The organism is Streptomyces sp. NPDC039462, assembly GCF_055639375.1.
Window position 1 is genome coordinate 527,083 of record NZ_JBVKAO010000007.1, and the last position, 23,913, is coordinate 550,995.

Genomic DNA, 23,913 nt, shown 5'->3' on the forward strand with positions numbered 1-23,913 from the left:
TGAACCGTGAACCGTGAACGGTGACCCGGTGATCAGTTCTTCGTGCGGAACTTGTGGATCGCGATCGGCGCCATCACCAGAGTGAGCGCCACCGACCAGCCGACCGTCACCCACACGTCGTGCGCGACGGGGCCGCCGACCATCAGGCCGCGCGCGGAGTCCGCGAGCGAGGACAGCGGGTTGTAGTCGGTGAAACCCTGCAGCCAGCCCGGCATCGACTTCGTCGGCGCGAAGATCGACGAGCCGAACTGCAGCGGCATCAGGACCAGGAAGCCCATCGCCTGCACGGACTGGGCGCTCTTCATGGAGACGCCGAGGACCAGGAAGATCCACATGATCGACGTGCCGAACAGGGCGGAGAGGCCCACGGCGGCGAACAGACCGAGCCAGTTCGTGATGTCGAAGCCCACCAGGACACCGACGATCATCATGATCGTCGTCGCGATGAGCAGCCGCATCAGCTCCACCACGATCTTGGCGAAGAGAACCGAGCCCTGACCGATCGGCAGGGTCCGGAAGCGGTCCATGATGCCGTTCTGGAAGTCCTGGTTGAAGCCCGTGCCGACGGCCATGGCGATGTTCATGCTCATCATCGCCATCATGCCGGGGACCACATACTGCACGTACTGGTCCTGGCCGCCGCCGAGCGCCTGCCCGATGGAGCCGCCGAACACGTACACGAAGAGGAGCGTGAAGACGATCGGCATCAGGACCGCGTCGAACATCGACTCCGGGTCCTGCCGGATCCACAGCAGATTGCGGCGGACCAGGGCGCTGGTGTGGCGGACATGGCCGCGCAGACCGATGCGGGCGTCCGCCTCCCCCGTCTTGAGGGGGGCCGTGAGTGTGGTGGCGCTCATACGGCGACCTCCTCGAGTTCCGCGGGGCGGGCGTCCTGCGGGGCACTGGCCTTCTGGCCGGTGATGGACAGGAACACCTCGTCCAGGCTGGGCAGTTCGGTGGCTATCGAGCCGATCGTGATGCCGCGCGCGGTGACCGCGCCGACCACGGCGGTCAGCTGCTCGTCGCTGAGGATCGGCACGAGGACCGTGCCGGTCTCGACGTCGACCGTCGAGGTGGCGAGGCCGGTCAGACCGAGGTCGTCCAGGGCGTTCGCCAGCGGGCGCAGCTCCAGGGGGTCGGCCGGGCGGACGCGCAGGGTGCGGCCGCCGACCTTCGCCTTCAGCTCCTCGATGCCGCCGTTGGCGATGACCTTGCCGCGGTCGATGACCGTCAGCTCGGAGGCCAGCTGCTCGGCCTCCTCCATGTACTGGGTGGTGAGCAGCACGGTCACGCCGTCGCCCACCATGCGCTTGACCTCGGCCCACACCTCGTTCCTCGTGCGGGGGTCGAGACCGGTCGTCGGCTCGTCCAGATAGAGGACGGCCGGGCTGCCGATCATCGACGCGGCGAGGTCGAGGCGGCGGCGCATACCGCCCGAGTACGTGTTCGCCGGGCGCTTGGCGGCCTGGGTGAGCGAGAACCGCTCCAGCAGGCCGTCGGCCCGGGACCTGGACTCCTTGCGGGACAGGTCGAGCAGCCGCCCGATCATGTACAGGTTCTCCCGGCCGGACAGCTTCTCGTCCACCGACGCGTACTGGCCGGTGAGGCCTATCACGCGGCGCAGCTGGCGAGGCTGGCGCACCACGTCGTACCCGGCGACGAGGGCGGTGCCCGCGTCCGGGGTGATCAGGGTCGAGAGGCAGCGGACGAGGGTGGTCTTGCCTGCGCCGTTGGGCCCGAGCACGCCGAGGACGGTGCCCTCGCGCACGTCGAGGTCCACGCCGTCCAGAGCTTTGGTCTCGCCGTAGTGCTTGACCAGTCCCCTTACGGTGACCGCGCTCCCTGCGCCGCCGGGGTTCATGTCGATTCGCGTCATGCCCACAAGGTGTCAGACCCCACCGACAAACGACCGACATCCCACCGACAGAGGGGGCTCGCCGGGGGCGGGGCGGGGGGTGCCGGGGTGGGGTCACCCGTGCCGGGGGCGTGGGCGGGGTTTCCGGGGGTGCGGCCACCCGTGGCGGGACTGGGGGGGGGGGAGGGCTGGTTGGCGCCCTCTTGCCGGCGGCGGCTCGGGGCGGGCCGTTCCTGTCCCACCGCCTGGGTACGGTGCCGGTGGGGCCGACCCTGTCCCGCTGCTTCACGGCGGATGTCCCACCGCCGTCCCACTGCTTCCGGTCCGGTGGGGGGAGACCTTCCCCCGCCGCTTCGCGGCGAGCATCCCGCCCGTCCACCCATCACCCGTCTCTCCGGTGCGGGTCTCCCTGTCCCGCCGCTTCGCGGCGAGCATCCCGCCCGTCCACCCATCACCCGTCTCTCCGGTGCGGGTCTCCCCGTCCCGCCGCTTCGCGGCGGATGTTTCCCACCCACCCACCCGTGCACCCCGAACCGACCGGGACTGTAGGGGCCCCTACCTGCGCCTTGACTCGCGGGGCAAACGGGTGGGTGGGTGGGATGATCCGCCGCGAAGCGGCGGGACAGGAGGGCGCCCCGAGGCGGCAGCCTGCGAGGCGAGCAGCACCCGGTCGGCGATGATCCGCCGCGAAGCGGCGGGACAGGGGTGCCCCGAGCCGGCAGCCTGCGACGCGAGCAGTACCCGCTCAGGGGTGCTCCGCCGCGAAGCGGCGGGACGGGAGGGCCCCGTATGGGGCGAGGAGCGGCAGCCCGTCGTCGGGGGAAGGCCGACGGGCTGCCGTGGTGCCGCGGTGGGCTCCTGCGGGCGGCAGGGGGACCGCTCGCCGCCACGGTCTCAGTGGACCGCGTGCTCCGGCGCCGGGAACGCCCCGCCCACCACGTCCTCCGCGAACGCCTTCGCCGCCCCGGCCATGACGTTCCGCAACTCCGCGTACTGCTTGACGAAGCGCGGCATCTTTCCGCCGGTCAGGCCCATCATGTCCGTCCAGACCAGGACCTGCGCGTCGCACTCGGAGCCCGCGCCGATCCCGACGGTCGGGATGTGCAGGGAGCGGGTGACCTCGGCGGCGAGCTCCGCGGGGACCAGCTCAAGGACGACCGCGAACGCGCCCGCGTCCTGCGCGGCCTTGGCGTCGTGGAGGAGCCGGTGGGCGGCCTCGTCGCCGCGGCCCTGCACCCGGTAGCCCATGGTGTTCACGGACTGCGGGGTCAGGCCGAGGTGCGACATGACGGGGATGCCGGACTGGACGAGCAGCTCGGTCTGGGCGAGGGAGCGTTCACCGCCCTCCAGCTTCACCGCGCCGACGCCCGCCTCCTTCACGAGGCGCGTCGCCGACCGGAGCGCCTGGACGGCGCCTTCCTGGTACGAGCCGAACGGCAGGTCGCCGACGATCAGGGCGCGCGAAGTGCCCCGTACGACCGCGGCCGACAGCATGGTCATCTCGTCGAGGGTGACGGGCACGGTCGTCTCGTACCCCAGGTGGCAGTTGCCCGCCGAGTCGCCGACGAGCATGACGGGGATGCCCGCCTCGTCGAAGACGGACGCGGTCATCGCGTCGTAGGCGGTGAGCATGGGCCACTTCTCGCCGCGCTCCTTGGCGGCGGTGATGTCGCGCACGGTGATGCGCCGGGTGCCCTTGCCGCCGTACAGCGCCTTGCTGCTGTCGGGGCTCTTGGGGGCGTCGGCGCTCTTCTGGGCAGCCGAAAGCTGCGTCATCGCAACGGCTCCTTCTGTCATCTCGAGGCGCCCTGACGGCGTCCCCGGATCACCTCCATGGTGGCACCACGTGCGGCCCCGGGGCTAGTGCGAGTTCAGGAGGAGCGGTTTCGGTAGCAAGGGACCCTTTCAGCAACAAGGGACCCTTTCAGTAACAAGGGACCCTTTCAGTAACAAGGGAACCTTTCGGCAGCAAGGAAACCTTTCGGCTCAAGGGAACCATTCGGCGGCAAGGGAACCAGTCGATGGTGAGGAGCCCCTTCGACAGCGCGGGGAGGCCTTTCGGTAAAGGCACGCCCTCGTGTTCGGCAAACCTTTCCAATACGAGACGGTCTCGTATCGAATTAGCTTTACGGTGGTGGGCATGTCCTCCCCTGCCATGCCCACCCCGCCCCGCATACCGGAAGCCGTCCACCGGCGCCGCTGGGCGATCCTCGCGGTGCTGATGCTCAGCCTGCTGATCGTCGTGCTCGACAACTCGATCCTGAACGTCGCCATCAAGACCATCTCCACCCCCGCCCCGACCGGCCTCGGCGCCACCCAGAGCGAGCTGGAATGGGCCATCAACGCCTATACGCTCGTCTTCGCGGGTCTCCTCTTCACGGCGGGCCTGCTCGGCGACCGGCTCGGCCGCAAGAAGGTCCTGCTGGGCGGCCTCGTCGTCTTCGGGCTCGGGTCGGCGCTCGCCGCCGCGTCCGGATCGCCCGTGCAGCTCATCGCGTTCCGCGCGGTGATGGGCCTCGGCGCGGCGTTCGTGATGCCGGCCACCCTGGCCGTCCTGATGAACGTCTTCGAGCGCGAGGAACAGCCCAAGGCCATCGGCATCTGGGCGGGCGGCGTCGGCCTCGCCATCGCCATCGGGCCCATCACCGGCGGCGTGCTGCTCGACCACTTCTGGTGGGGCTCCGTCTTCCTCGTCAACGTACCGATCGTGATCGTCGCCCTGGCCCTGATGGTGTGGCTGGTGCCCGACTCCCGCGACCCGAGGCCCGGCCGGATCGACCTCTTCGGCGTCGCGCTCTCCGTCGTCGGTCTGGTGCTGCTCGTCTACGGCATCATCAAGGGCGGCCAGCTGGCCGACTTCACCGACCCGGCCGTCCTCGGCACGGCCGGCGCGGGCCTCGCCGTCCTCGTCGCCTTCGTGCTGCACGAGAAGCGCAGCGACCACCCGTCCGTCGACATCACGTACTTCAAGAACCGGGTGTTCTCCGCGGCGATCTGCGCCATCGCGCTCGTCTTCTTCGCGCTGATGGGCGTGACCTTCTTCTCGGTGTTCTACACCCAGAGCGTGCGAGGCTATTCGCCGCTCCAGACCGGCCTGCTGATGCTGCCGCTGGCCCTGGCCCAGCTCGTCTTCGCGCCCCGGGCCCGACTCGTCGTCGACCGTTTCGGCGTGCGCGCCGTCTGCACCGGCGGACTGCTCCTGGTGGCCGTGACCCTGACCGCCTTCACCCTCTTCGACGCCGACACGCCCATCTGGCTCCTGGAAGTCGTCTTCTTCCTGATGGGCACCGGCATGGCGCACATCATGACGCCGACCAGCGTCGTGATCATGCAGGCCCTGCCGCGCGAGAAGGCAGGCTCCGCGTCCGCGCTCAGCAACACCTTCCGGCAGGTCGGCGGCGCCCTCGGCATCGCGGTTCTCGGCTCCGTGCTCTCCACGGCGTACCGGAACGGGGTCGAGGACCAGCTGACCGTGCTGCCCGAAGGGGCCCGGCACACCGCAGGCGAGTCCATCGAGGCGACCCTCGGCGTCGCGGCGAGGCTCGGCCCCAAGGGCGAACCCCTGATCACCGCCGCCAACGACTCCTTCCTGCACGCCATGCACGTCACGGCGGTGTGGGGCGCGGGCGTCGCCGTGCTCGGCGCGCTGATCGTCTTCCTCTTCCTGCCGGGCCGTACGCCCGCGGAGCCCGGCCCGGCCGAGAAGGCGGACGAACCGGTGGGTGCCCCCGGCCGCTGAGGCAGAATCGGCCCGGCGGCCGGGCGGGCATCCGGTGCGCGGAGAGCGGGAGAGCGCGGATATGCGCGGAGAGAGGGAGAGACGACGTGGTCCACCAGGGCGTGCGGGTCGCGGACGAGGGTGACGTGGCGAAGGAGCCGCCCCTCGTCAGGAGCGGCCGGGGGCGGCCCAGGAGCGAGGCCGTGGAGCAGGCGATCATCGAGGGCGTGGTGCGGCTCCTGGAGGAGGGCGTCTCGCTCACCGAGCTGTCCATCGAGCGGATCGCCCGCACGGCCGGGGTCGGCAAGGCCACCATCTACCGGCGCTGGGACGGCAAGGAGGCCCTCTTCGTCGACGTCCTGCGCGCCTTCGAGGAACCGGACCTCCCGCTGCCCGGCACCTCGATGCGCGACGACCTCGTCCGCATCCTGGAGAGCCTGCGCCGCCGCGGCCTGACCATGCGCTCCTCGGCCCTCCTGCACAACGTCTTCGCCCAGATGAAGGCCCTGCCCAAGCTGGCGGAGGCGTACCAGGAGACGGTCGTCGCGCCCCGCCGCCGCATGATCGTCGAGGTGCTGCGGCGCGGCGTCGCCGACGGCGAACTGCGCGCGGACGCCGACGTGGAGCTGGCCAACGACCTCTTCGTGGGCCCCATGCTGCTCCGCACGATCCTGCGGCCGGGCGCGCCGCTCGACGACGACCTCGCGGAGCGGATCGTCGACAGCGTCCTGGAGGGGCTGCGGCCCGCGCGGTGACACGGCTCACCGGATCCGCCGTCGGGGTTGTGCGCATTTCGTCACAGAGGGCGCTCTCCTCCGCAGATCAGGAACCCCTCGCGCCGCCCCGGACGTCATGGTGCCTGTACGGCCGTCGTGGACGGCAGGGACGACACCGGTTCATCCCCTAGGGTTTCAGGGGGGCGGGACAGACGGTGTGCACGGCAGGCAGTGAGGCGACGACAGCATGGCGCAGGCGTATATGACGGAGACGGGCAGCGGCGGCTCGGGGCCCGAGCGTCCGGGGTCCCGGCTCCGCCGCCTGCTCGACGGCTGGCGGGGCGACCCGGGCATCTGGCGGCGCGGGCTCGTCACGGCGGGCGCCGCGGTCCTGATCGCCCTGGTGATGCTCTTCCACGCGCAGATCCCCAACAACGTGGGCAACCTCGGCAGCCTGACCGAGACCTTCCTGCCCTGGCTCGGCGTCTTCATCCCGGTGCTGCTCGTCATCGCGGTGGTCCGCAAGTCCGCCACCGCGCTGATCGCCCTGCTGCTGCCCCTGATCATCTGGATCAACTCGTTCGGCGGCCTGATCACCGGCAAGTCGGGCGGCACCGGCGGCGACCTGACCGTCGCCACGCACAACGTGAACGCGGACAACCCCGACCCGACCGGCACCGCCCAGGACGTCGCCTCCTCCGGCGCCGACGTCATCGCGCTGGAGGAGCTCACCGCGGACGCCGTCCCCACGTACGAGAAGGCGCTGGCGGGGGAGTACAAGTACCACTCGGTGAAGGGCACCGTCGGGCTGTGGAGCAAGTACCCGCTGACCGACGCCAGGCCCGTGGACATCAAGCTGGGCTGGGTCCGGGCGATGCGGGCGACGGTCAACACCCCCAAGGGTGACGTCGGCGTCTACGTCGCGCACCTGCCCTCGGTCCGCGTGAAGCTCGACGCGGGCTTCACCGCCAACCAGCGCGACAACAGCGCCGACGCGCTCGGCGAGGCCATCGCCGACGAGAAGCTCGGCAAGGTCGTCCTGCTCGGCGACCTCAACGGCACGATGAACGACCGCGCCCTGAACGCGGTCACCTCCCAGATGCGCTCCACGCAGGGCGCGGCGGGCGACGGCTTCGGCTTCAGCTGGCCCGCGTCGTTCCCGATGGCCCGCATCGACCAGATCATGGTCAAGGGCGTCGAGCCGGTCGCCTCCTGGACGCTGCCGGAGACGGGCAGCGACCACCTGCCGATCGCGGCGCGGGTCGACCTCTCCTCGTAACGTGCGCGTGGTGCGGGTGTGACCGTGCGGATGTGAGCGCACGGAATACTGGGCGGGCGCGGGTTTGTTCCGTACGTAAACTTATGGGTTCACTCTGCGTTGGTCCCCGGCGCTCTCCGCGCCCTCGACGCTCTCAGTGAAGCAGCCCCCCCGCCCCCACCCCCGCTTCCGTTGGAAGGTACTTCTTCATGCCCCTGGCCCTGCTCGCCCTCGCCGTGGGCGCCTTCGGCATCGGCACCACCGAGTTCGTGATGATGGGCCTGCTGCCCAACGTCGCCGACGACCTGCACCTGTCCATACCCACCGCGGGACACCTCGTCTCCGCGTACGCGCTCGGCGTCGTCATCGGCGCCCCGCTCCTCGCCGCCGTCACCGCGAAGCTGCCGCGCCGCCGCGTCCTGATCGGCCTGATGGTGCTCTTCGTGGTCGGCAACGCGCTGTCGGCGGCGGCCCCCGACTACCACCTCCTGATGGCCGCCCGCTTCCTCAGCGGGCTGCCGCACGGCGCGTTCTTCGGGGTCGGCGCGGTCGTCGCCACCGGGCTCGTCGCCCCCGAGCGCAAGGCCCGCTCGGTCTCCCTGATGTTCCTCGGCCTGACCGTCGCCAACATCGTCGGCGTACCGGTGGCCACGGCGATGGGGCAGCAGCTCGGCTGGCGCGCCACGTTCCTCGCGGTGAGCGCGATCGGGCTCGCGGCCATCGCCTCGCTCGCCCTCCTGGTCCCGGCCGACCACGGCCACGGCGACGCGGCGGGACTGCGCGGCGAGCTCCGCGCGCTGCGCAGCCTTCCGGTGTGGCTGGCGCTCGGCACGACCGTCGCCGGCTTCGGGGCGCTCTTCGCGGCGTACAGCTACATCACGCCGATGCTGACGGACGCGGCCGGTTACGCGGAGTCCAGCGTCACGCTGCTCCTCGCGCTGTTCGGCGTGGGCGCGACGGCGGGCAACCTGCTGGGCGGCCGCCTCGCGGACCACTCCCTGCGCGGCACGCTCTTCGGCGGACTCACGGCGCTGGCCGTCGTCCTCGCGCTCTTCCCGCTGCTCATGAGCGCCGGATGGAGCGCGGCGGTCGGCGTCGTCCTGCTCGGCATGGCGGCGTTCACGACGGGTTCGCCGCTGCAGCTCATGGTCATGGAGAAGGCCGCGGCGGCCCCGTCCCTGGCCTCCTCCGCCAACCAGGGCGCGTTCAACCTCGCCAACGCGGGCGGCGCCTGGATCGGCGGCCTCGCCCTCGCGGCGGGCTTCGGCGTGACCTCCCCGGCCGTGACGGGCGCGGTCCTCGCCGTGCTCGGCCTGGCGGTGGCCGGCGTGGCGTACGTGGTGGACCTCCGCAGGGGGCCCGTGACGGGCACGGAACGGGTCGTGGCGACCGGCACCCCGACCAGGGAGCCGGCCCGCCACTGAGCCGGACACCACCCGCTGGGCTGGTCCTGAGCTGATCTGTCCCTGAGCCGATCTGTCCCTGTCGCCGTGTGGCGACAGGGGCAGATCACGTGGGGCGCGCCGGGCGTCCCGCGCCCGGAGTGGCCGGTCAGCCCGCGGAGGACTCGCGCCAGCGGTTGGTGATCGGCAGGCGGCGGTCCTTGCCGAAGCCCTTCGCGGAGATCTTCGTGCCTGGCGGGTACTGCCGCCGCTTGTACTCGGCGGTGTCCACCATCCGCAGCGTCTTGACGACCAGCTCCCGGTCGAACCCGGCGGCCACGATCGCGTCGGCGCCCTGGTCCCGGTCGACGTAGAGCTCCAGGATCGCGTCCAGGACCGGGTAGTCGGGCAGCGAGTCCGTGTCGACCTGGTCGGGGCGGAGCTCGGCGCTCGGCGGCTTGGTGATGGAGTTCTCCGGGATCGGCGGCGTCTGCCCCCGCTCCCGCGCGGCGCGGTTGCGCCACTCCGCGAGCCGGAAGATCGCCGTCTTGTAGACGTCCTTGATCGGGCCGTACGCCCCCACGGAGTCGCCGTACAGCGTGGAGTACCCGACCGCCAGCTCGGACTTGTTGCCCGGCGCGAGCACGATGTGCCCCTCCTGGTTGGAGAGCGCCATCAGCATCGTGCCGCGCAGCCGCGACTGGAGGTTCTCCTCGGCGAGCCCGGTGAGCCCCAGCGAACCCATGTACGCGTCGAACATCGGGGCGATCGGCACGGTGCGGAAGTTGAGCCCGGTGCGCCGCGCCAGCTCCTCCGCGTCACCGATGGAGTGGTCGGAGGAGTACCGGGACGGCATGGCGACGCCGTACACGTTCTGCGCGCCCAGCGCGTCGCAGGCGATGGCGGCGGTGAGCGCCGAGTCGATGCCGCCGGAGAGGCCGATCAGGACGCTGCTGAAACCGTTCTTCGCGGCGTACGCGCGCAGCCCCACGACGAGCGCCGAGTACACCTCCTCGTCGTCGTCGAGCCGCTCGGCATACCCGCCGGTGAGCTCGACCTCGTACGCAGGGAGGGGCTCCTCGGAGAGCGTGACGTGCTCGATGCGCAGCCCGTCGTCGACGACGCCGGACGGCGGCACGGGCGCGGCGGCCGGCAGGTCGAGGTCGAGGACGACACAGCCCTCGGAGAACTGCGGGGCCCGGGCGATGACTTCGCCGTCCTTGTCGACGACGATCGAGTCACCGTCGAACACCAGCTCGTCCTGCCCGCCGATCATCGCGAGGTACGCGGTGGTGCAGCCGGCCTCCTGCGCGCGCTTGCGCACGAGTTCGAGGCGCTGGTCGTCCTTGTTCTGCTCGTACGGCGACGCGTTGATGGAGAGCAGCAGCCCGGCCCCCGCGCTGCGCGTCGCCGGCACACGGCCGCCGTCCTGCCAGAGGTCCTCGCAGATGGCGAGCGCGACATCGACGCCGTGCACCCGCACGACCGGCAGCGTCTCGCCCGGCACGAAGTACCGGAACTCGTCGAAGACGCCGTAGTTGGGCAGGTGGTGCTTGGAGTACGTCAGGACGCACTCGCCGCGGTACAGCACCGCGCCCGCGTTGCGCGGGGCGCCCGCGGGCTGGCCGAACTTCGGCTTGGCCTCCTCGGTGCGGTCGAGATAGCCGACGACGACCGGCAGCTCTCCGAACCCCTCGTCCCGCAGCCGCACCGCGAGCGCGCGGAGCGCCGCCCGGGAGGCCTGGACGAAGGACGAACGCAGCGCGAGGTCCTCGACGGGATAGCCGGTCAGCACCATCTCGGGGAACGCGACGAGATGCGCCCCCTGCTCGGCGGAGTGCCGGGTCCAGTGGACGATCGCCTCGGCGTTCCCGGCGAGATCGCCGACGGTCGAGTCGATCTGATTCAGAGCGAGGCGTAGTTGAGGCACGGAATCAGTGTAATCGTCAGAGCGACGCGATGCCTTGCTGGGCTCGGTGCCTCGCCGGGGCGGGTGCGAGGGGTGTCCCCTCGCGTCACCGGATGCTTCCGGACCAGGTCGCGTTGTCGTACTGGAGGAAGCCGGGTTCGACCTGGACCTCCAGCGTGTGTGCGGCGTCGGCCGGGAGGCTGACGGCGTAGGTGGCGGCGGACTGCTTGCCGGGTGCCAGCTTGCCGGCGAGCTCCCTCGGCAGGTCGCCGTCGAAGATCTTGTCCGCCTCGGCGCCGTCGGCGTCCTTGAAGGTGACCGTGGTCAGGTCCAGATCGGCCGTCTCATCCGAGCCGTTGACGACGGTGATCCTGACGGTCAGGGCCTTGTGGCCCTGGGTGTGGCCCGCCGCGTACGGCCCCGGCTGGTAGGGGGCGGGTTCGGCGACGGTCACCTTCACGCCGTCGTCGTACGCGAAGGTCTCGCCGAACCCGAGCTCGCCGGAGTCGTCCCCCGCCTCCGCCTCCGTCTCCGTCTCCCGCTCCCGGTCGGAGCCGGACGGCTCGGCGGGCGCGGTCGACGCTTCCTTCTTGCCGCCGGTCCCGTCCAGCTCGTCCACCGTGTCGTTGAAGACCGAGACGCTGATGACGAGACCGACGACCGCCAGGACCGCGGCGACCGCCCCGAGCGAGGTGCCCCAGATCGCCATGCCCCGGTTGGTGGCCTGGCCTCTGCGGGCCCTGCCGATGCCGACGAAACCGAAGACCAGCGCCAGGACGGCAAGGACGCCCGCCGCCCAGAACAGCAGCGGCACCAGCCCGCACAGCACGCCGATGATGCCGAGCACTAAGGCCGCGGTACCGAGGCCGTTGCGCATCTGCTGCGGTGGTGGCTGCTGCGGGGCGCCGGGTTGCGGGACGCCAGGGGTGGTCATGGGGACCGGCCCCCTTCGGAAGGGGTGGCATGGGCCTGTGGCCTGGGATGCCTGCCGACTGTTATGCCGTTATTATCCCGCTTCTGGTGATGAGTGCCTACCTTTCTTCCGCGAGGGCTGCGAGGTGGTGGTTGGCGGTCAGCTTCGGTAGCCGAGGACCGTCATCATTCCCGCCTCCGCGTGGTACACGTTGTGGCAGTGGATCATCCACAGGCCCGGGTTGTCCGCCTCGAAGTCCACCGTCAGGCTGCTGTTCGGCAGGACGATCGCGGTGTCCTTGCGGGGGCCGCCCGGGGTGTTCGCCAGGGCGAAGGTGTGGCCGTGCAGGTGAACGGGGTGCCACATCGAGGTCGAGTTGGCGAAGGTCAGACGGACCCGCTCGCCGGCGCGGACGGGGTGGCGCCGGCCGGGGGAGTAGGGCTTCTTGTCGAAGGCCCAGTCGTACGCGGCCATGCCGCCCGTCAGTTGGAGCCTGATCGTGCGGTCCGGCTTGCGGGAGGGCAGGGCGACCGACTCGTGCGCCCTCAGCTCGGCGGCGGTCAGGAGGCGGCCCTTCAGCTCGTCGGGGCGGGTCGACGCGGTCGGCGCGGCCCCGCCGCCCGTGCGCAGCACCGCGAGCGCCGCCGCCTTCTTGCCCTCGGCGACGGCGGTCAGCGGGAAGACGCCGTCCTTGGCGGTGACCAGCACGTCGTACCGCTCGCCCATGCCGAGGAGCAGCGCCTGCGTCTTCGCGTGCCGCACCGGGAAGCCGTCCGTGTGGGTCACCGTCATCTCGTGGCCGCCGAGGGCTACGCGGAAGGCCGTGTCCCCGCCGGCGTTGATGATGCGGAGGCGGATGCGGTCGCCGGGGCGGGCGCGGAACTGTGAAGGCGCCGCGGCCGTGCGTCCATTGATGAGGTAGTGCGGGTAGGCCACGTCGCCCGCGTCGCCGCCCAGCAGGTCGCTCTTGGCGCCCATCATCATGCGGGAGGGGCCGGAGGAACCGGAGGGGGTGCCCGGCATGTCGGGCCCACCGTGCCCACCGTGGCCGCCGGAGTCCTCGCCGCCCATGTCGTGGTCGGCCATGCCCTTGCTCAGCTCGGCGAGCACGCCGTCCGGGGTCGAGCCGTCCACTCCGTCCACCCAGTCGTCGAGGACGATCACCCACTCCTTGTCGTACTCCAGCGGCTCCTTCGGGTCCTCGACGATCAAGGGTGCGTACAGCCCGCGGTCCTGCTGGGTGCCGGAGTGCGGATGGAACCAGTACGTCCCCGGGTGGGGCACCGCGAAGCGGTAGGTGAAGTCCGCTCCCGGTTTGATGTCCTGCTGGGTGAGGCCGGGGACGCCGTCCATGTCATTGCGCAGGGCGATGCCGTGCCAGTGCAGGGAGGTGGCCTGCGGCAGGTGGTTGGCCAGGGTGAGGGCGAGGGTGTCGCCCGCGGTGACCCGGACCTCCTTGCCGGGGAGCCGGTCCCCGTACGCCCACGACCTGACCGTGGGGCCGCCCAGGTCGAGCCTGGTCTCCACCGCCGTCAGCCTCACCTCGCGGGTCCGGCCGCCCCTGCCGCGCTTCTTCTCGGCGGCCGCGACCTCCTTGCCCGCGGGATCCACATAGCCCTCGGGCCCCGACGCGCCGCCCGGGCCGTGCCCGCTGTGGCCACCGCCCTGGTCCGCGTCCGAACAGGCCGTCAGGATTCCCGCCCCGGCGACGGCGGCCGCGGCACCGAGCACGGTGCGCCGCGAGGGAACGGCGCGTGGGGGAACGACGCGTGAGGAAACGGGCCGCGCGAGGACGGGTTGCGCGGGAACCGGCTGTGAGAGGGCGGGCTGTGACGGGACGTGCGGAGAAGCTTCTTTACGCATGGCTGGGTGACACCTCGTCGTGGTGGTGCGTGCAGATGGGCGCATCTGCTGCTTCTGGTACACCGCCCGACCCCCGCGGGTTCCCACAGGAGCACCACGAGTTCGGCGGGCAGCGCGAAGCAGCCGGTGCGCAGGCCTAAATGCGCAGCACCGACAGACGGGAGAGGAGTATGCGGGGCGGCGGCGGATTGGGCCGCAGGGTGTGGAGGAGCCGCCCGGGAGCGTGCAGATGGGCGACGCGCGGGCCCGGCCGCAGCAGGCCTGCCCGCACCAGCAGGGCGAGCGTGAAGGCGCCCAGCACCGCGAGGCACACGGACAGCGGGTCCATCGCCATCCCGCCGTCGTGCGGTTCGGAGGCGGAAGCGGGGCCGGCCACGGGAGGCACGGCCACGCGCATGCCACGGTCACCGTGACGCTCGGAGTTCCAGACATCCCCGTGCCGCTCGGAGTTCATGCCGTCCCCGTGCCGCTCGGGGCTCATGACGTCCCCGTGACGCAGAGACTCGCCGACGGCCACATACCGGTCAGCCCCATGCCGGTCACCCCCATGCCCCCCGCCGGAGCCCCCCGAAGGATGCCCCAACGTATGCATGGTCACGATCCCGAAGAGCAGCGCGGCGAGCAGCAGCCACTGCCCGTGCCCCGTGCGGCTCCTCGTCCTCGCCATGAGGCGCACCCTACCCCCGCCGGGTATCCGGCGACATGCGGGCCCCCGCCGCTCCGACGATCATGAGCGCATGACGAAAAAGGACGAACCGGAGCAGACCGGTGCGGGAACCCTGCCGGAGCCGGACCCGGCCATTCCGCGGCAGTTCATCTCCTGGCTGACGCTCGCCCTGATGACCACCGCGTCCGTGGCCAGTCTGCGCCCCTCGCCCTCCATGGCCATCTACGGACTGGCCGCCGTCTTCCTCTACCTCCTGCCCGCCGTCGTCTTCCTGCTCCCCACCGCCCTCGTCGGCGCCGAGCTCGCCTCCGGGTGGTCCGGCGGCATCTACCGCTGGGTGAGCGAGGCCCTGGGCAAGCCGCTCGGGTTCGTCGCCGTCTGGTGCCAGTTCGCCATGACCATCGCGTACTACCCGAGCCTGCTCGCCTACGTCGCCTCGACGTTCGCGTACGTCGTCCATCCGAGCCTCGCCGAAAACGGCCTCTACGTAGCAATCGTCATCGTCGTCATCTACTGGACCGGCGTATGGGTCACGTGCCGGGGGACCAAGACAGTCGCCGGGCTGTCCTCCTGGGGGCTCGTCATCGGCACCCTCGTCCCCGGTGTCGTCCTCGTCGCGCTCGGTGTCGTCTTCCTGGGGCAGGGCAACCCGTCCGCCGCGCCCATGAGCGCCGACCACTGGCTGCCTCCGTGGACCGGCCTGGCCAGCCTGGTCCTCATCGTCAACAACTTCCTCTCCTACGCGGGCATGGAGATGAACGGCGTCCACGTGTCGTCGTTGCGCCACCCCCGCTCCGAGTACCCGCGCTCGATCTTCCTCGCCACCGGCCTCGTCCTGCTGATCTTCATCCTTCCGGCCCTGGCCATCAGCTGGGTCATGCCGTCGGGGCAGCTCAGCCTCACCGCCGGCCTGATGCAGGCCTTCCAGGCCTTCTTCGACCACTTCCACGTCGGCTGGCTGACCAAGGTCGTCGGGATCATGCTGGTCATGGCCGCGCTCGGCGGCATGCTCACCTGGCTCGCGGGTCCCGCCAAGGGGTTGGTGACGCTCGCCCGGCAGGAGGGCTATCTGCCGCCCGTCCTGCAGAAGTTCAACAAAGCGGGCGTCCCCCGGAACATCATGGTCGCGCAGGGCGTGATCACCACGCTGATCGGTGTCCTCTACGCCTTCAGTGACGACGTCTCCAGTGCCTACTGGATGTTCTCGGTCATCACCGTGCAGATCTACCTCATCGCGTATCTGCTGATGTTCGTGGCCGTCGTACGGCTGCGGAAATCGCATCCGGAGGTGCCGCGCGGCTTCGTGGTCCCCGCCGTGACGCTCGTCGCGTCCGTCGGCTTCGTCGCGTCGCTCGTCGCGCTGGCCATCGGCTTCGTGCCGCCCGACCAGTTCGGCAAGGGCCCGCTGTGGCGCTACCTGCTGATCGTCGGCGGCGGCCTCCTCGCGCTCGGCGTCCTGGCGCCCGCGGCCTTCCTCAAGTACCGCAAACCCAGCTGGATCCACCCCGAGCACCGGCCGGCCCATGCGCAGAAATAGCGTGTGCGCACCGGTGCCCTCCGCCACGACGGCAACCGCCCCCATGGACGCACGTCCCGTCCGCCTCGCCCGGCCCGCCGCCGCACGTGTCCTCGTGGGGCTCCTGCTGGCCGCCGCCCTCGCGTACAGCACATGGTCGGCCGAGGCCTTCCTGCCGACCGGCCTCTCGCCACGCACGACGTACGTCAGTGAACTCGCCGCCGAGGACCAGCCGTACGGGACGTTCTTCCGCACCGCGGACTTCCTCGCGGGCCTCCTCGTCCTCGCGGGCGCGGCGCTCGCCCTGGCACGGCTGCCGCTCCGCGGGTGGTGGACCACGGCGGGCTGGGCGGGGCTCGCGCTGTTCGGGGCGGCCACGGCGGCCGACTCCCGTCTCCCGCTGAACTGCGCGGCGACCGCCGACGCGGGCTGTGCCGCGCGCGAGCGGGCGGGCACCGTCCCCTGGACGCACTCCGCACACGCGGTCAGCAGCAGCCTGGCGGTCACCGGAGCGCTGGTCGCCATGGTGCTGCTCACGGTCGCCGCGCGCCGTCGTGCCGGTACGTGGCCGACGCTCGCGCGCACCGGACCCGTCCTCGTCGCCCTCGAACTGGCCGCTACCGGCTGGACGCTGGCATCCGTCGCCGCGTTCGAGGCCGGGCGGGGGACGTGGGGGCTCGGGATCGGCCAGCGCCTCCAGGTGTTGTTGATCGCGGTGTGGCTGGTGACGCTCGCGTGGTCGGTGTCGAGGGACGCGAAGGTTCCGCCTTCGGAGGCAGGGCAGGAATGACCACGTGACCTTCGTACGCGTCGGGGGAGTCCCGCACCACGTCGAGGTGACGGGGAGCGGGCCGGCGTGCGTGCTCAGTGCCGGGCTCGGCCTCGGCTGGTTCGACTGGGATCCGGTGGTGCCGCTGCTGGCCCCGCACCGCACCGTCGTCCGCTTCGACCGCCCCGGCCTGGGCCTCAGCGGCCACGCGCGCGTGGCACCCACGTTGCGGGGCGAGGCGGACCGCATCCGGTGCGTCCTCGACGCGGTACGGCTCGGCGCGGCACGGGTCACGGTGGTCGGCCACTCCCTCGCCGGATTCCACGCGGAGGCGTTCGCGCGGCTCTACCCAGAACGTACGGAGGGACTCGTCCTGGTCGACTCCAGCGTCGAGGAGCGGCCGCGCGCCCTGCTGCCGCGCGGGCTCCGGGTGACGGCCACGCGCGCGTGCGGGACGCTGCTGTGCGCGGCGGGCCTGCCCCGGGCGACGGGCCCCGCACTGCGACACCTGGCGGCGCCCACTCCTTGGGCCCGCCTGTACGGGAGCAGCCGTGTGTGGCGGGCGACGCTCATGGAGTACGCGACGTACGCCGACGAGGCACGTGAACTGGCCGCCCTCCGGCGCGGGGCGCCCCTGCCGGCCGGTCTCCCGGTCACCGTGCTCGCCGCGTACAAGAGAGGCCCGCGCCGATGGCTGAACCGCCAACGCGCCCTGTCCCGCAACCTGGACGCGACTTTACGGGTGGCGCACCCATCGGGCCACATGATCATGCACGACCACCCGACGGCCCTGACAAGGGCCATCCTGACGACAACGCCATAACCGCCCCCTACGTAGACGCCGACCGGGCGGACGACGGCCAGGCGTGATGCCTCAGGGGCGCGGGGAACGGCGCGAGCAACCACAACCAACCCGCAGCCGACAGACGGGCTGTTCAGGGGCGCGGGGAACTGCGCGAAAAGTCACGACGGCCCGCACCCGACAACACAACACCCGCCCCCTCAGGCACGCGAAGAACTGCGCCCCCGCACCCCCCGCACACTGTCCCGAATCACAATATGCGTACCGAGAACATGCCGTTCCTGGCCCGAGGCCGGAGAGCCGGAGAGGGCGCGGCGGACCGCCGTGCGGCCCATTTCCTCCGCGGGGATGTGCACGGTGGTCAGGCCGGGAGTGATGTCACCGGCCACCGGGTCGTCGTTGTAGCCGACCACCGACATGTCCTCCGGCACCCGCAACCCGTACTCCCGCAGCGCGATGATCGCCGCCGCCGCGGCCCGGTCGTCGCCCGCGAAGACCGCCGTGAAGTCGGGCTTGCCGCCCGACGCGTCGAGCAGCTCCCGCATCGCCCGATAGCCGTGGTTCTGCCCGAAGCCGATGCCGTGGAGGACGGCCTCCTCGCGCGGCACCCCGTGGTCCGCGAGCGCCCGGAGGAAGCCGGCGAGCCGGTCCTCGCCGGTCGTGTTGCCCGGCTCGTAGCCGAGCAGCGCGATCCGCCGGTGCCCGGCGCCCAGGAGGTGGCTGGTCACCGCGTGGGCGCCCGCTTCGTTGTCGTACTCGACGACCAGCGCGGGCATGTCGGGCGTCGGCGCCGGCCGCCCGCACAGGACGAGCCGGGAGCCCGCCGCCGCGAGCGCCTCGGCGTACCGCGCCATCCGCTGCCGGTACTCGTCGTCCTGGACGGCCCCGCCGACCAGCATCACGGCCTCGGCGGCCTGTTCCCGCATCATCTGGACCAGGGCCAGCTCACGCGCCGGGTCGCTGCCCGTGGACGCGACGAGGGTGAGGCGGCCCCGCTGGGCGGCCTCCACCTCCACGCCCTGCGCGACCTGCGCGTAGAACGCCCCGACCACGTCGTACATGAGCACCGCGATCGTCTTGCGGCCCGCGCCCGCCAACGCGCGCGCGTGCGCGTTGGCGACGTAGTCGAGGTCCTTGACCGCGCGCAGCACCTTGGCGCGCGACGCCGTGGACGTCGGGTAGTTGCCCGCGAGCACCCGCGAGACCGTCGCCACCGAGACGCCCGCACGCGCGGCCACCTCGCGGATGGTGACCCGCTCACCCACTGTGTCTCCCTCTCCTGGCCATCGGCCGACCGCCGTCCGGCGGCGAACCCGCCGGGCCCGGGGCCGAGTTGCCACTCGCCGGCGCCCCGCCCCCGGACCCATCATCCCGCGCCCCGCCGCCGGGTCAGTGCGCGGCCTCGTACTCCTTGAGGAATTCCTCGGCGGCCCGCTTGCCGCCCTGTGAGCGCCACTTGGCGTAGACGCCGTCCCAGTCGGAGAGCTTCTTGCGGCCGGAGACGATCGCCGTCACGCCGTCCTCGATGATCTGCTGCATGGAGGCGCCCTGCCGGTTGTACGTGTCCGACATGAGGCCCCAGTGGTCGTCGGGCACGAGGAGCGGGACGACCTTCTTCTCCCAGGCGTGCAGCCGCTCGGTGAGGTCGGGGAAGCCGGGGAAGTACAGGGGCTGCGGGGCGTCCATGAGGTAGGGGAAGGGCAGGTTGGTCCTGGAGTCGATCAGGCCGAGCTCGGTGGCGACCGGATCGCCGTCCTTGTTGTACTCGAAGTGGGTGCCCTCCACTCCGTAGTGCATCAGCTCGTACTCCTTCGAGCCGAACGGCGAGGCCAGCCAGTCGAGCACCCGCAGCATCAGCCGCACCCGCTCCTTGGAGGCCTTCTTGATGACGGTGTAGCCGAAACAGCCGCGGTTCTGCTGGTAGACGGGTGTGGCGCCGTCGACCGTGTAGGGCTCGGCGACGTCGAGGGTGAACTCGTCCTTGATGCCCTGGGCGTTGGAGATGACGGCGCCCCAGCCGTCGGTCATCGAGCGGACGGTGCCGTTGTAGAACTGGGTCTTCAGGTCGACCTGGGAGATCGACGTGGCGTCCGGGTTGTACGAGCCCGCCTTGCGCATCCCGGCCATGTGTTCGAGGGCGGCCTTGAACGCGTCGGTCCCGTACATGTCGGTGACCTTGCCGTCCTTGATCTGCCACTGGTTCGGCGCGCCGTGCCACATCGCGTGGTACATGTAGCCGAAGAAGCCCACCGTGGACGCGCCGAGGGCGTACTTCCTGCCCTGTGAGGCCTCCTTCGCCATCGCCCGGAAGTCGGGCGCGGACATCCCCGGCTGGTACCCGGCCCGGTCGAACGCCTCGCGGTTGATGAACATCGCGCCGTGCACCTTGGCGCGTTCGATCGGCAGTCCGTAGATGCGTCCGGCGATGCGGCCCATGCCCTCCCAGGCGTACGTGGGGATGTTGGCGAGGTTGGGGTAGTCCTTGACCGCGTCGCCCGACAGGTGCTCGCTCAGGTCGGCGCACCGCGACTTCACGAACTGCGACTCGCGCGGCAGGACGTACCCGCCCCCGAAGTTGATCATGTCGGGCAGGTCGTCGCCGGACATGAGGGTGGACATCTTGGCGCGGAAGTCCGCGTCCGGCACGACGGTGAACTCGACCTCGACGCCCAGGGCTTCGTTGACGGCCTGCCAGTACTCGTTGCGGCCGACCGGCTTCGGCGGGGTGCCGTAGGTGATGGTCATGACCTTGATCTTCTGCTTGCCGGTGCCCGGCTTCTCACTCGTCGCCCGCACCAGCTTCTGGGGGTACTTCGTGTACCCGGGCTGGACGCCCTCGGCGGTCGGCGCGAGATCGGGGGTGGGGCCCTTCGCCGGCGTGTACGTCGGCCAGGGCGCCGCCTTCTTGCCCGCGTTGGCGACGTTGCCGCCGCCGTCGGAGCCGGTCGAGCAGGCGGTGAGGACGGACGGGGCGGCCAGGGCGGCGCCGCCGACGGCTATGGAGCGGAGCACGGTACGCCGCGACATCGAGGAACCGGACACGTGGATGGGCCCTTCTGGACGAGTTGGCAACGGGGCGAGGTATCAGCTCTTGATGGCGCCGGTGAGCACGCCCTTGGTGAAGTACTTCTGCAGGAAGGGATAGACGAGCAGGATCGGCACGGTGGCGATCACCAGGACGGCCATCTGCGTCGTCTGCGGGGCGGAGACCTGGCCGGCCTCGCTCAGCCCGGTGTCGGCGATCTGGGAGCCGCCGATGACGTACGTACGCAGCACCTGCGACAGCGGCCAGTGGCCGGACTCCATGTAGATGGAGGCATGGAACCAGGCGTTCCAATAGCTCACGGCGTAGAAGAGGGAGACCACGGCGAGGGCCGCCTTGGACAGCGGGAGCACGATCCGCCACAGGATGTGCCAGTCCCCGGCGCCGTCGAGCCGTGCGGCCTCGTACAACTCCTCCGGTATCCCCTGGAAGAAGCCGCGCAGCACGATCAGATTGAAGACGTTGATCAGCACGGGGGCGATCAGCGCGGCATACGTGTCCATCATCCCCATGCCCTTGACCAGCAGGAAGGCGGGGATCATGCCGGGCGGGAAGAGGAACGTGAACAGGATGAGCAGCAGCACCGGCTTGCCGCCGAAGACACCGGGGCGGGCCAGGGCGTACGCGAGGAAGGTGGTGCACGCGAGCGAGAAGAGCGTGCCCACGACCGTGAGGCCGACGCTCACGCCGAGCGCCTTGGTGACGATGCCGCCGTCGAGGATGGTCCGGTAGGCGCGCAGCGTCGGATCGCTCGGCCACAGCACCCAGCCGCCGTTCTCCACGACCTCCCGGTTGGAGGCGAGCGAGGTCGAGACGATGACGAGGAACGGCACGAGCACGAGTGCGAGAACGACCGCGACCGCGACGGCCTTGGCGGCCTTGGTGGCGAAGCGGGGCTTCTCCATCCAGGCGGGCCTGGTGGCGTGTCCTGTACTCACTTGTAGACCCCCTGCTCGCCGAGCCGGTGGGCGATCCGGTTGGCGGTGAAGACGAGCGCCGCGCCGACGACGCCCTTGAACAGGCCCGCGGCCGCCGCGTATCCGGTGTCGCCGCCGACGATTCCCTGCCAGAAGACGAACGTGTCGAGCACCTCGCCGACCTCCGGGCCGACCGACTGCCGCTGCAGCAGCATCTGCTCGAAGCCGACCGAGAGGATGTCGCCGAGCCGCATGATCAGCAGCAGGATGATGATGGGCCGGATGCTGGGCAGCGTGACGTGCCAGAAGCGCCGCCAGGGCCCGGCCCCGTCGATGGCGGACGCCTCGTACAACTGCTCGTCGACCTGCATCAGCGCGGCGAGGAAGATGATGGTCCCCCACCCCGCGTCCTTCCAGATCACCTCCACGACGACGAGCGCCTTGTACGCGTCCGGGTTGCCGATGATGTCGACGGTGTGCAGCCCCGAGTCGCTCAGGAACGTGTTCAACAGGCCCGTGTCGCTGAGCACTTGCTGGAAGAGCGCCACGACGACGACCCACGACAGGAAGTGCGGCAGATAGATCACGGACTGCGTGAAACGACGCAGCAGGTCCGAGGTCAGGCTGTGCAGGAGCAGCGCGAGGGCGAGCGGCGCGGGGAAGAAGAAGACCAGCTGCAGCACGGCGATGAACAGGGTGTTCCACGTCGCGTGCCAGAAGTCCGGATCACCGAACATCCGTGAGAAGTTCTCCGTGCCCACCCACGGGCTGGCCCAGAGGCCGTCGAAGGGGACGTACTCCTTGAAGGCCACCGCGTTGGCGACGAAGGCGCCGTAGTGGAAGACCAGGAAGTACGCGAGCCCGGGCGCCATGAGCAGCACGAGGAAGCGCGTGCGCTGAAACCGCTTCCACGCCGTATCGCGTACCGATTTCTTGCCATCTGACCCGGTATCGCGCCTGCCGGGCGGCTTCACCGCCCCGGTTTCCGCCCGGTCCTTCGTCACCGTCGGCACGGCAACCCCTCCGTCGTCGGAATAAGGTGCCCGGAATCTAAAGCGGTTACATCGCCCGGTCAACCCCCCTTGTCTCGCTGTCTCTTGACCACTCTCCCGAGTTGGTCCTAGCCTCCAGGCACTGGTTGGTAACCGGTTACTACGAGGGACGGTCACGCGTGGCAGATCAGGCAGAGCGGGCGGGTCGGGCGGATCGGCGGGAACGGAACGGCGACGGTCCGCCCATCGCGGCGCTGGCCATGGGCGCCGAGGTCGCGGAGCGCGTGTTCACACCGGATCTACGCGAACGACTCACCCGCAGCGTGCAGTTGGTCCCGCCGCTCCTCTCCGGGCCCCTCACCACACCGGAGGCGGCGACCGTCCTTTCTGTGGCGGAAGTGCTGGTCACGGGCTGGGGCTGCCCGCCCCTGACCCCGGAGATCCTGGCCTCCGCACCCGCCCTGCGCGCCGTCGTGCACGCGGCCGGCTCCGTCAAGCCGATGGTGACGGAGGCCGTATGGGACCGCGGCATCGTCGTCTCCTCGGCGGCGGACGCCAACGCGGACCCGGTGGTGGCCTTCACGCTCGCAGCGATCACATTCGCGGCGAAGGGGGTGCTGTCGGCCGCGGCGGGGTACGCGTCCGGGTGGCCGCCCTTCACCGACCGCACCGGGGCGGACGCACGCACCATCGGCGTCATCGGCGCGTCCCGCATCGGCCGCCGGGTGATCGCGGCGCTGCGGGGGTCCGACGCGGGCTTCCGCGTCCTGCTCACGGATCCCTACGTGAGCCGCGCCGAGGCGGCGGAACTGGGCGCCGAGCTGGTGGACCTGCCCGCCCTGTGCGAGCGCAGCAGCATCGTCACGGTCCACGCGCCGCAACTCCCGGAGACCCGGGGCCTCCTGAACGCCGACATGCTGAAGCGCATCCCGGACGGCGGGGTCGTCATCAACACGGCGCGGGGGTCACTGGTCGACACGGAGGCGCTGGCGCGGGAGTGCGGGGCGGGGCGCCTGGACGCGTTCCTCGACGTCACGGATCCTGAGCCGTTGCCGGCGGACCACGTGCTCCTGCGGCTGCCCAACGTGCTGGTGACCCCGCATGTCGCGGGGGCGCAGGGGAGTGAGGTGCGGAGGCTCGGGGAGTACGCGGTCTCCGAGGTCGAACGTTACGTCGCCGGAGCGCGGCTCCGGGGGGTCCTCGTGCGGGAGGACCTGGCCCGCCTGGCCTGACCTGGCCCCTGGGCCTCGAGCACCTCCCGTCTCCCCCTGCGCTGTCCCGCCGGGGTAGGAGCCCCAAGCCCGCCGCTCCGCGGCGGATGCTCCCACCCACCCACCCGTTTGCCCCGTGGCGTCCAGCGGGAGTAGGGGCGGGTGGGTGGGTCTGCCCCGTGGCGTCCAGCGGGAGTAGGGGCGGGTGGGTGGGTCTGCCCCGTGGCGTCCAGCGGGAGTAGGGGCGGGTAGGTGGGTCTGGCCCGTGGTGTCCTGCGGGAGTAGGGGCGGGAGGGCGGGTCTGGCCCGTGGCGTCCTGGGGGGGGGTTGGGGCGGGCGGGTGGGTTTGCCCTGCTCCATTCCGTGGGGGCAGGGGCGG

At 71.1% G+C, this 23,913-nt stretch carries 19 protein-coding genes; 8 read left to right on the top strand and 11 right to left on the bottom strand.

Annotated elements, in window-relative coordinates:
• Positions 1-32: 32 nt before the first annotated feature.
• From ACZ7LU_RS33185 to panB, 3 genes are all read right to left on the bottom strand, one after another.
• Positions 33-860, bottom strand: a complete 828-nt coding sequence (locus ACZ7LU_RS33185) for an ABC transporter permease (protein WP_398297099.1) — start codon at positions 858-860, stop codon at positions 33-35.
• Complete coding sequence (locus ACZ7LU_RS33190; RefSeq protein WP_471918828.1) at positions 857-1,879, bottom strand: ATP-binding cassette domain-containing protein; 1,023 nt, start codon at positions 1,877-1,879, stop codon at positions 857-859. The genes ACZ7LU_RS33185 and ACZ7LU_RS33190 overlap by 4 nt, the downstream gene beginning before the upstream one ends.
• 873 nt (positions 1,880-2,752) lie before the next feature.
• Positions 2,753-3,634, bottom strand: coding sequence for a 3-methyl-2-oxobutanoate hydroxymethyltransferase (gene panB, locus ACZ7LU_RS33195; RefSeq protein ID WP_398297095.1), 882 nt, complete (start codon positions 3,632-3,634; stop codon positions 2,753-2,755).
• Positions 3,635-3,998: 364 nt separating this feature from the next.
• On the opposite strand from panB, the gene ACZ7LU_RS33200 reads away from it, so the two are divergent.
• From ACZ7LU_RS33200 to ACZ7LU_RS33215, 4 genes are all read left to right on the top strand, one after another.
• Positions 3,999-5,597, top strand: coding sequence for an MFS transporter (locus tag ACZ7LU_RS33200; protein ID WP_471918829.1), 1,599 nt, complete (start codon positions 3,999-4,001; stop codon positions 5,595-5,597).
• 125 nt (positions 5,598-5,722) lie between these two features.
• Positions 5,723-6,331 carry a TetR/AcrR family transcriptional regulator gene (locus tag ACZ7LU_RS33205; protein ID WP_471918854.1) on the top strand — a complete coding sequence of 203 codons (609 nt, stop codon included), beginning with the start codon at positions 5,723-5,725 and terminating at the stop codon, positions 6,329-6,331.
• 208 nt (positions 6,332-6,539) lie between these two features.
• Positions 6,540-7,571, top strand: a complete 1,032-nt coding sequence (locus tag ACZ7LU_RS33210) for an endonuclease/exonuclease/phosphatase family protein (RefSeq protein ID WP_398297091.1) — start codon at positions 6,540-6,542, stop codon at positions 7,569-7,571.
• A gap of 188 nt (positions 7,572-7,759) precedes the next feature.
• Positions 7,760-8,974 carry an MFS transporter gene (locus tag ACZ7LU_RS33215; RefSeq protein WP_471918830.1) on the top strand — a complete coding sequence of 405 codons (1,215 nt, stop codon included), beginning with the start codon at positions 7,760-7,762 and terminating at the stop codon, positions 8,972-8,974.
• Positions 8,975-9,101: 127 nt separating this feature from the next.
• Here ACZ7LU_RS33215 and ACZ7LU_RS33220 read toward each other — a convergent pair whose 3' ends face one another.
• The 4 genes from ACZ7LU_RS33220 to ACZ7LU_RS33235 all read right to left on the bottom strand — a co-directional run bounded on the left by ACZ7LU_RS33220 (position 9,102) and on the right by ACZ7LU_RS33235 (position 14,284).
• Positions 9,102-10,862, bottom strand: a complete 1,761-nt coding sequence (locus ACZ7LU_RS33220) for an NAD+ synthase (RefSeq protein ID WP_471918831.1) — start codon at positions 10,860-10,862, stop codon at positions 9,102-9,104.
• Between the two features lie 85 nt (positions 10,863-10,947).
• Complete coding sequence (locus ACZ7LU_RS33225; protein WP_471918832.1) at positions 10,948-11,775, bottom strand: DUF4190 domain-containing protein; 828 nt, start codon at positions 11,773-11,775, stop codon at positions 10,948-10,950.
• Between the two features lie 138 nt (positions 11,776-11,913).
• Positions 11,914-13,617, bottom strand: a complete 1,704-nt coding sequence (locus ACZ7LU_RS33230; RefSeq protein WP_471918833.1) for a multicopper oxidase family protein — start codon at positions 13,615-13,617, stop codon at positions 11,914-11,916.
• 136 nt (positions 13,618-13,753) lie between these two features.
• Positions 13,754-14,284: a hypothetical protein gene (locus ACZ7LU_RS33235; protein ID WP_471918834.1), complete on the bottom strand. Its 531-nt coding sequence runs from the start codon at positions 14,282-14,284 to the stop codon at positions 13,754-13,756.
• A 70-nt stretch (positions 14,285-14,354) separates the two neighbouring features.
• On the opposite strand from ACZ7LU_RS33235, the gene ACZ7LU_RS33240 reads away from it, so the two are divergent.
• Genes ACZ7LU_RS33240 through ACZ7LU_RS33250 form a run of 3 tightly spaced genes read left to right on the top strand, consistent with a single transcriptional unit; the run spans position 14,355 to position 17,392 of the window.
• Positions 14,355-15,821 carry an APC family permease gene (locus ACZ7LU_RS33240; RefSeq protein ID WP_468083419.1) on the top strand — a complete coding sequence of 489 codons (1,467 nt, stop codon included), beginning with the start codon at positions 14,355-14,357 and terminating at the stop codon, positions 15,819-15,821.
• A gap of 43 nt (positions 15,822-15,864) precedes the next feature.
• A complete protein-coding gene (locus ACZ7LU_RS33245; RefSeq protein WP_468083420.1) occupies positions 15,865-16,590 on the top strand; it encodes a DUF998 domain-containing protein in 726 nt (241 codons plus the stop codon).
• Between the two features lie 4 nt (positions 16,591-16,594).
• A complete protein-coding gene (locus ACZ7LU_RS33250; RefSeq protein WP_468083422.1) occupies positions 16,595-17,392 on the top strand; it encodes an alpha/beta fold hydrolase in 798 nt (265 codons plus the stop codon).
• Positions 17,393-17,571: 179 nt separating this feature from the next.
• On the opposite strand, the gene ACZ7LU_RS33255 is transcribed toward ACZ7LU_RS33250, so the two are convergent.
• The 4 genes from ACZ7LU_RS33255 to ACZ7LU_RS33270 form a co-directional block, all read right to left on the bottom strand.
• Positions 17,572-18,636: a LacI family DNA-binding transcriptional regulator gene (locus ACZ7LU_RS33255; protein WP_468083423.1), complete on the bottom strand. Its 1,065-nt coding sequence runs from the start codon at positions 18,634-18,636 to the stop codon at positions 17,572-17,574.
• A gap of 124 nt (positions 18,637-18,760) precedes the next feature.
• Positions 18,761-20,398, bottom strand: a complete 1,638-nt coding sequence (locus tag ACZ7LU_RS33260) for an extracellular solute-binding protein (protein ID WP_471918835.1) — start codon at positions 20,396-20,398, stop codon at positions 18,761-18,763.
• 57 nt (positions 20,399-20,455) lie between these two features.
• Entirely contained in the window at positions 20,456-21,319 is an 864-nt protein-coding gene (locus ACZ7LU_RS33265; protein WP_468083946.1) for a carbohydrate ABC transporter permease, read from the bottom strand.
• Between the two features lie 29 nt (positions 21,320-21,348).
• Positions 21,349-22,203 carry an ABC transporter permease gene (locus ACZ7LU_RS33270; protein ID WP_468556710.1) on the bottom strand — a complete coding sequence of 285 codons (855 nt, stop codon included), beginning with the start codon at positions 22,201-22,203 and terminating at the stop codon, positions 21,349-21,351.
• Between the two features lie 299 nt (positions 22,204-22,502).
• Here ACZ7LU_RS33270 and ACZ7LU_RS33275 point away from each other — a divergent pair, with 299 nt between their 5' ends.
• Positions 22,503-23,555 carry a hydroxyacid dehydrogenase gene (locus ACZ7LU_RS33275; RefSeq protein WP_471918836.1) on the top strand — a complete coding sequence of 351 codons (1,053 nt, stop codon included), beginning with the start codon at positions 22,503-22,505 and terminating at the stop codon, positions 23,553-23,555.
• Positions 23,556-23,913: the final 358 nt, after the last annotated feature.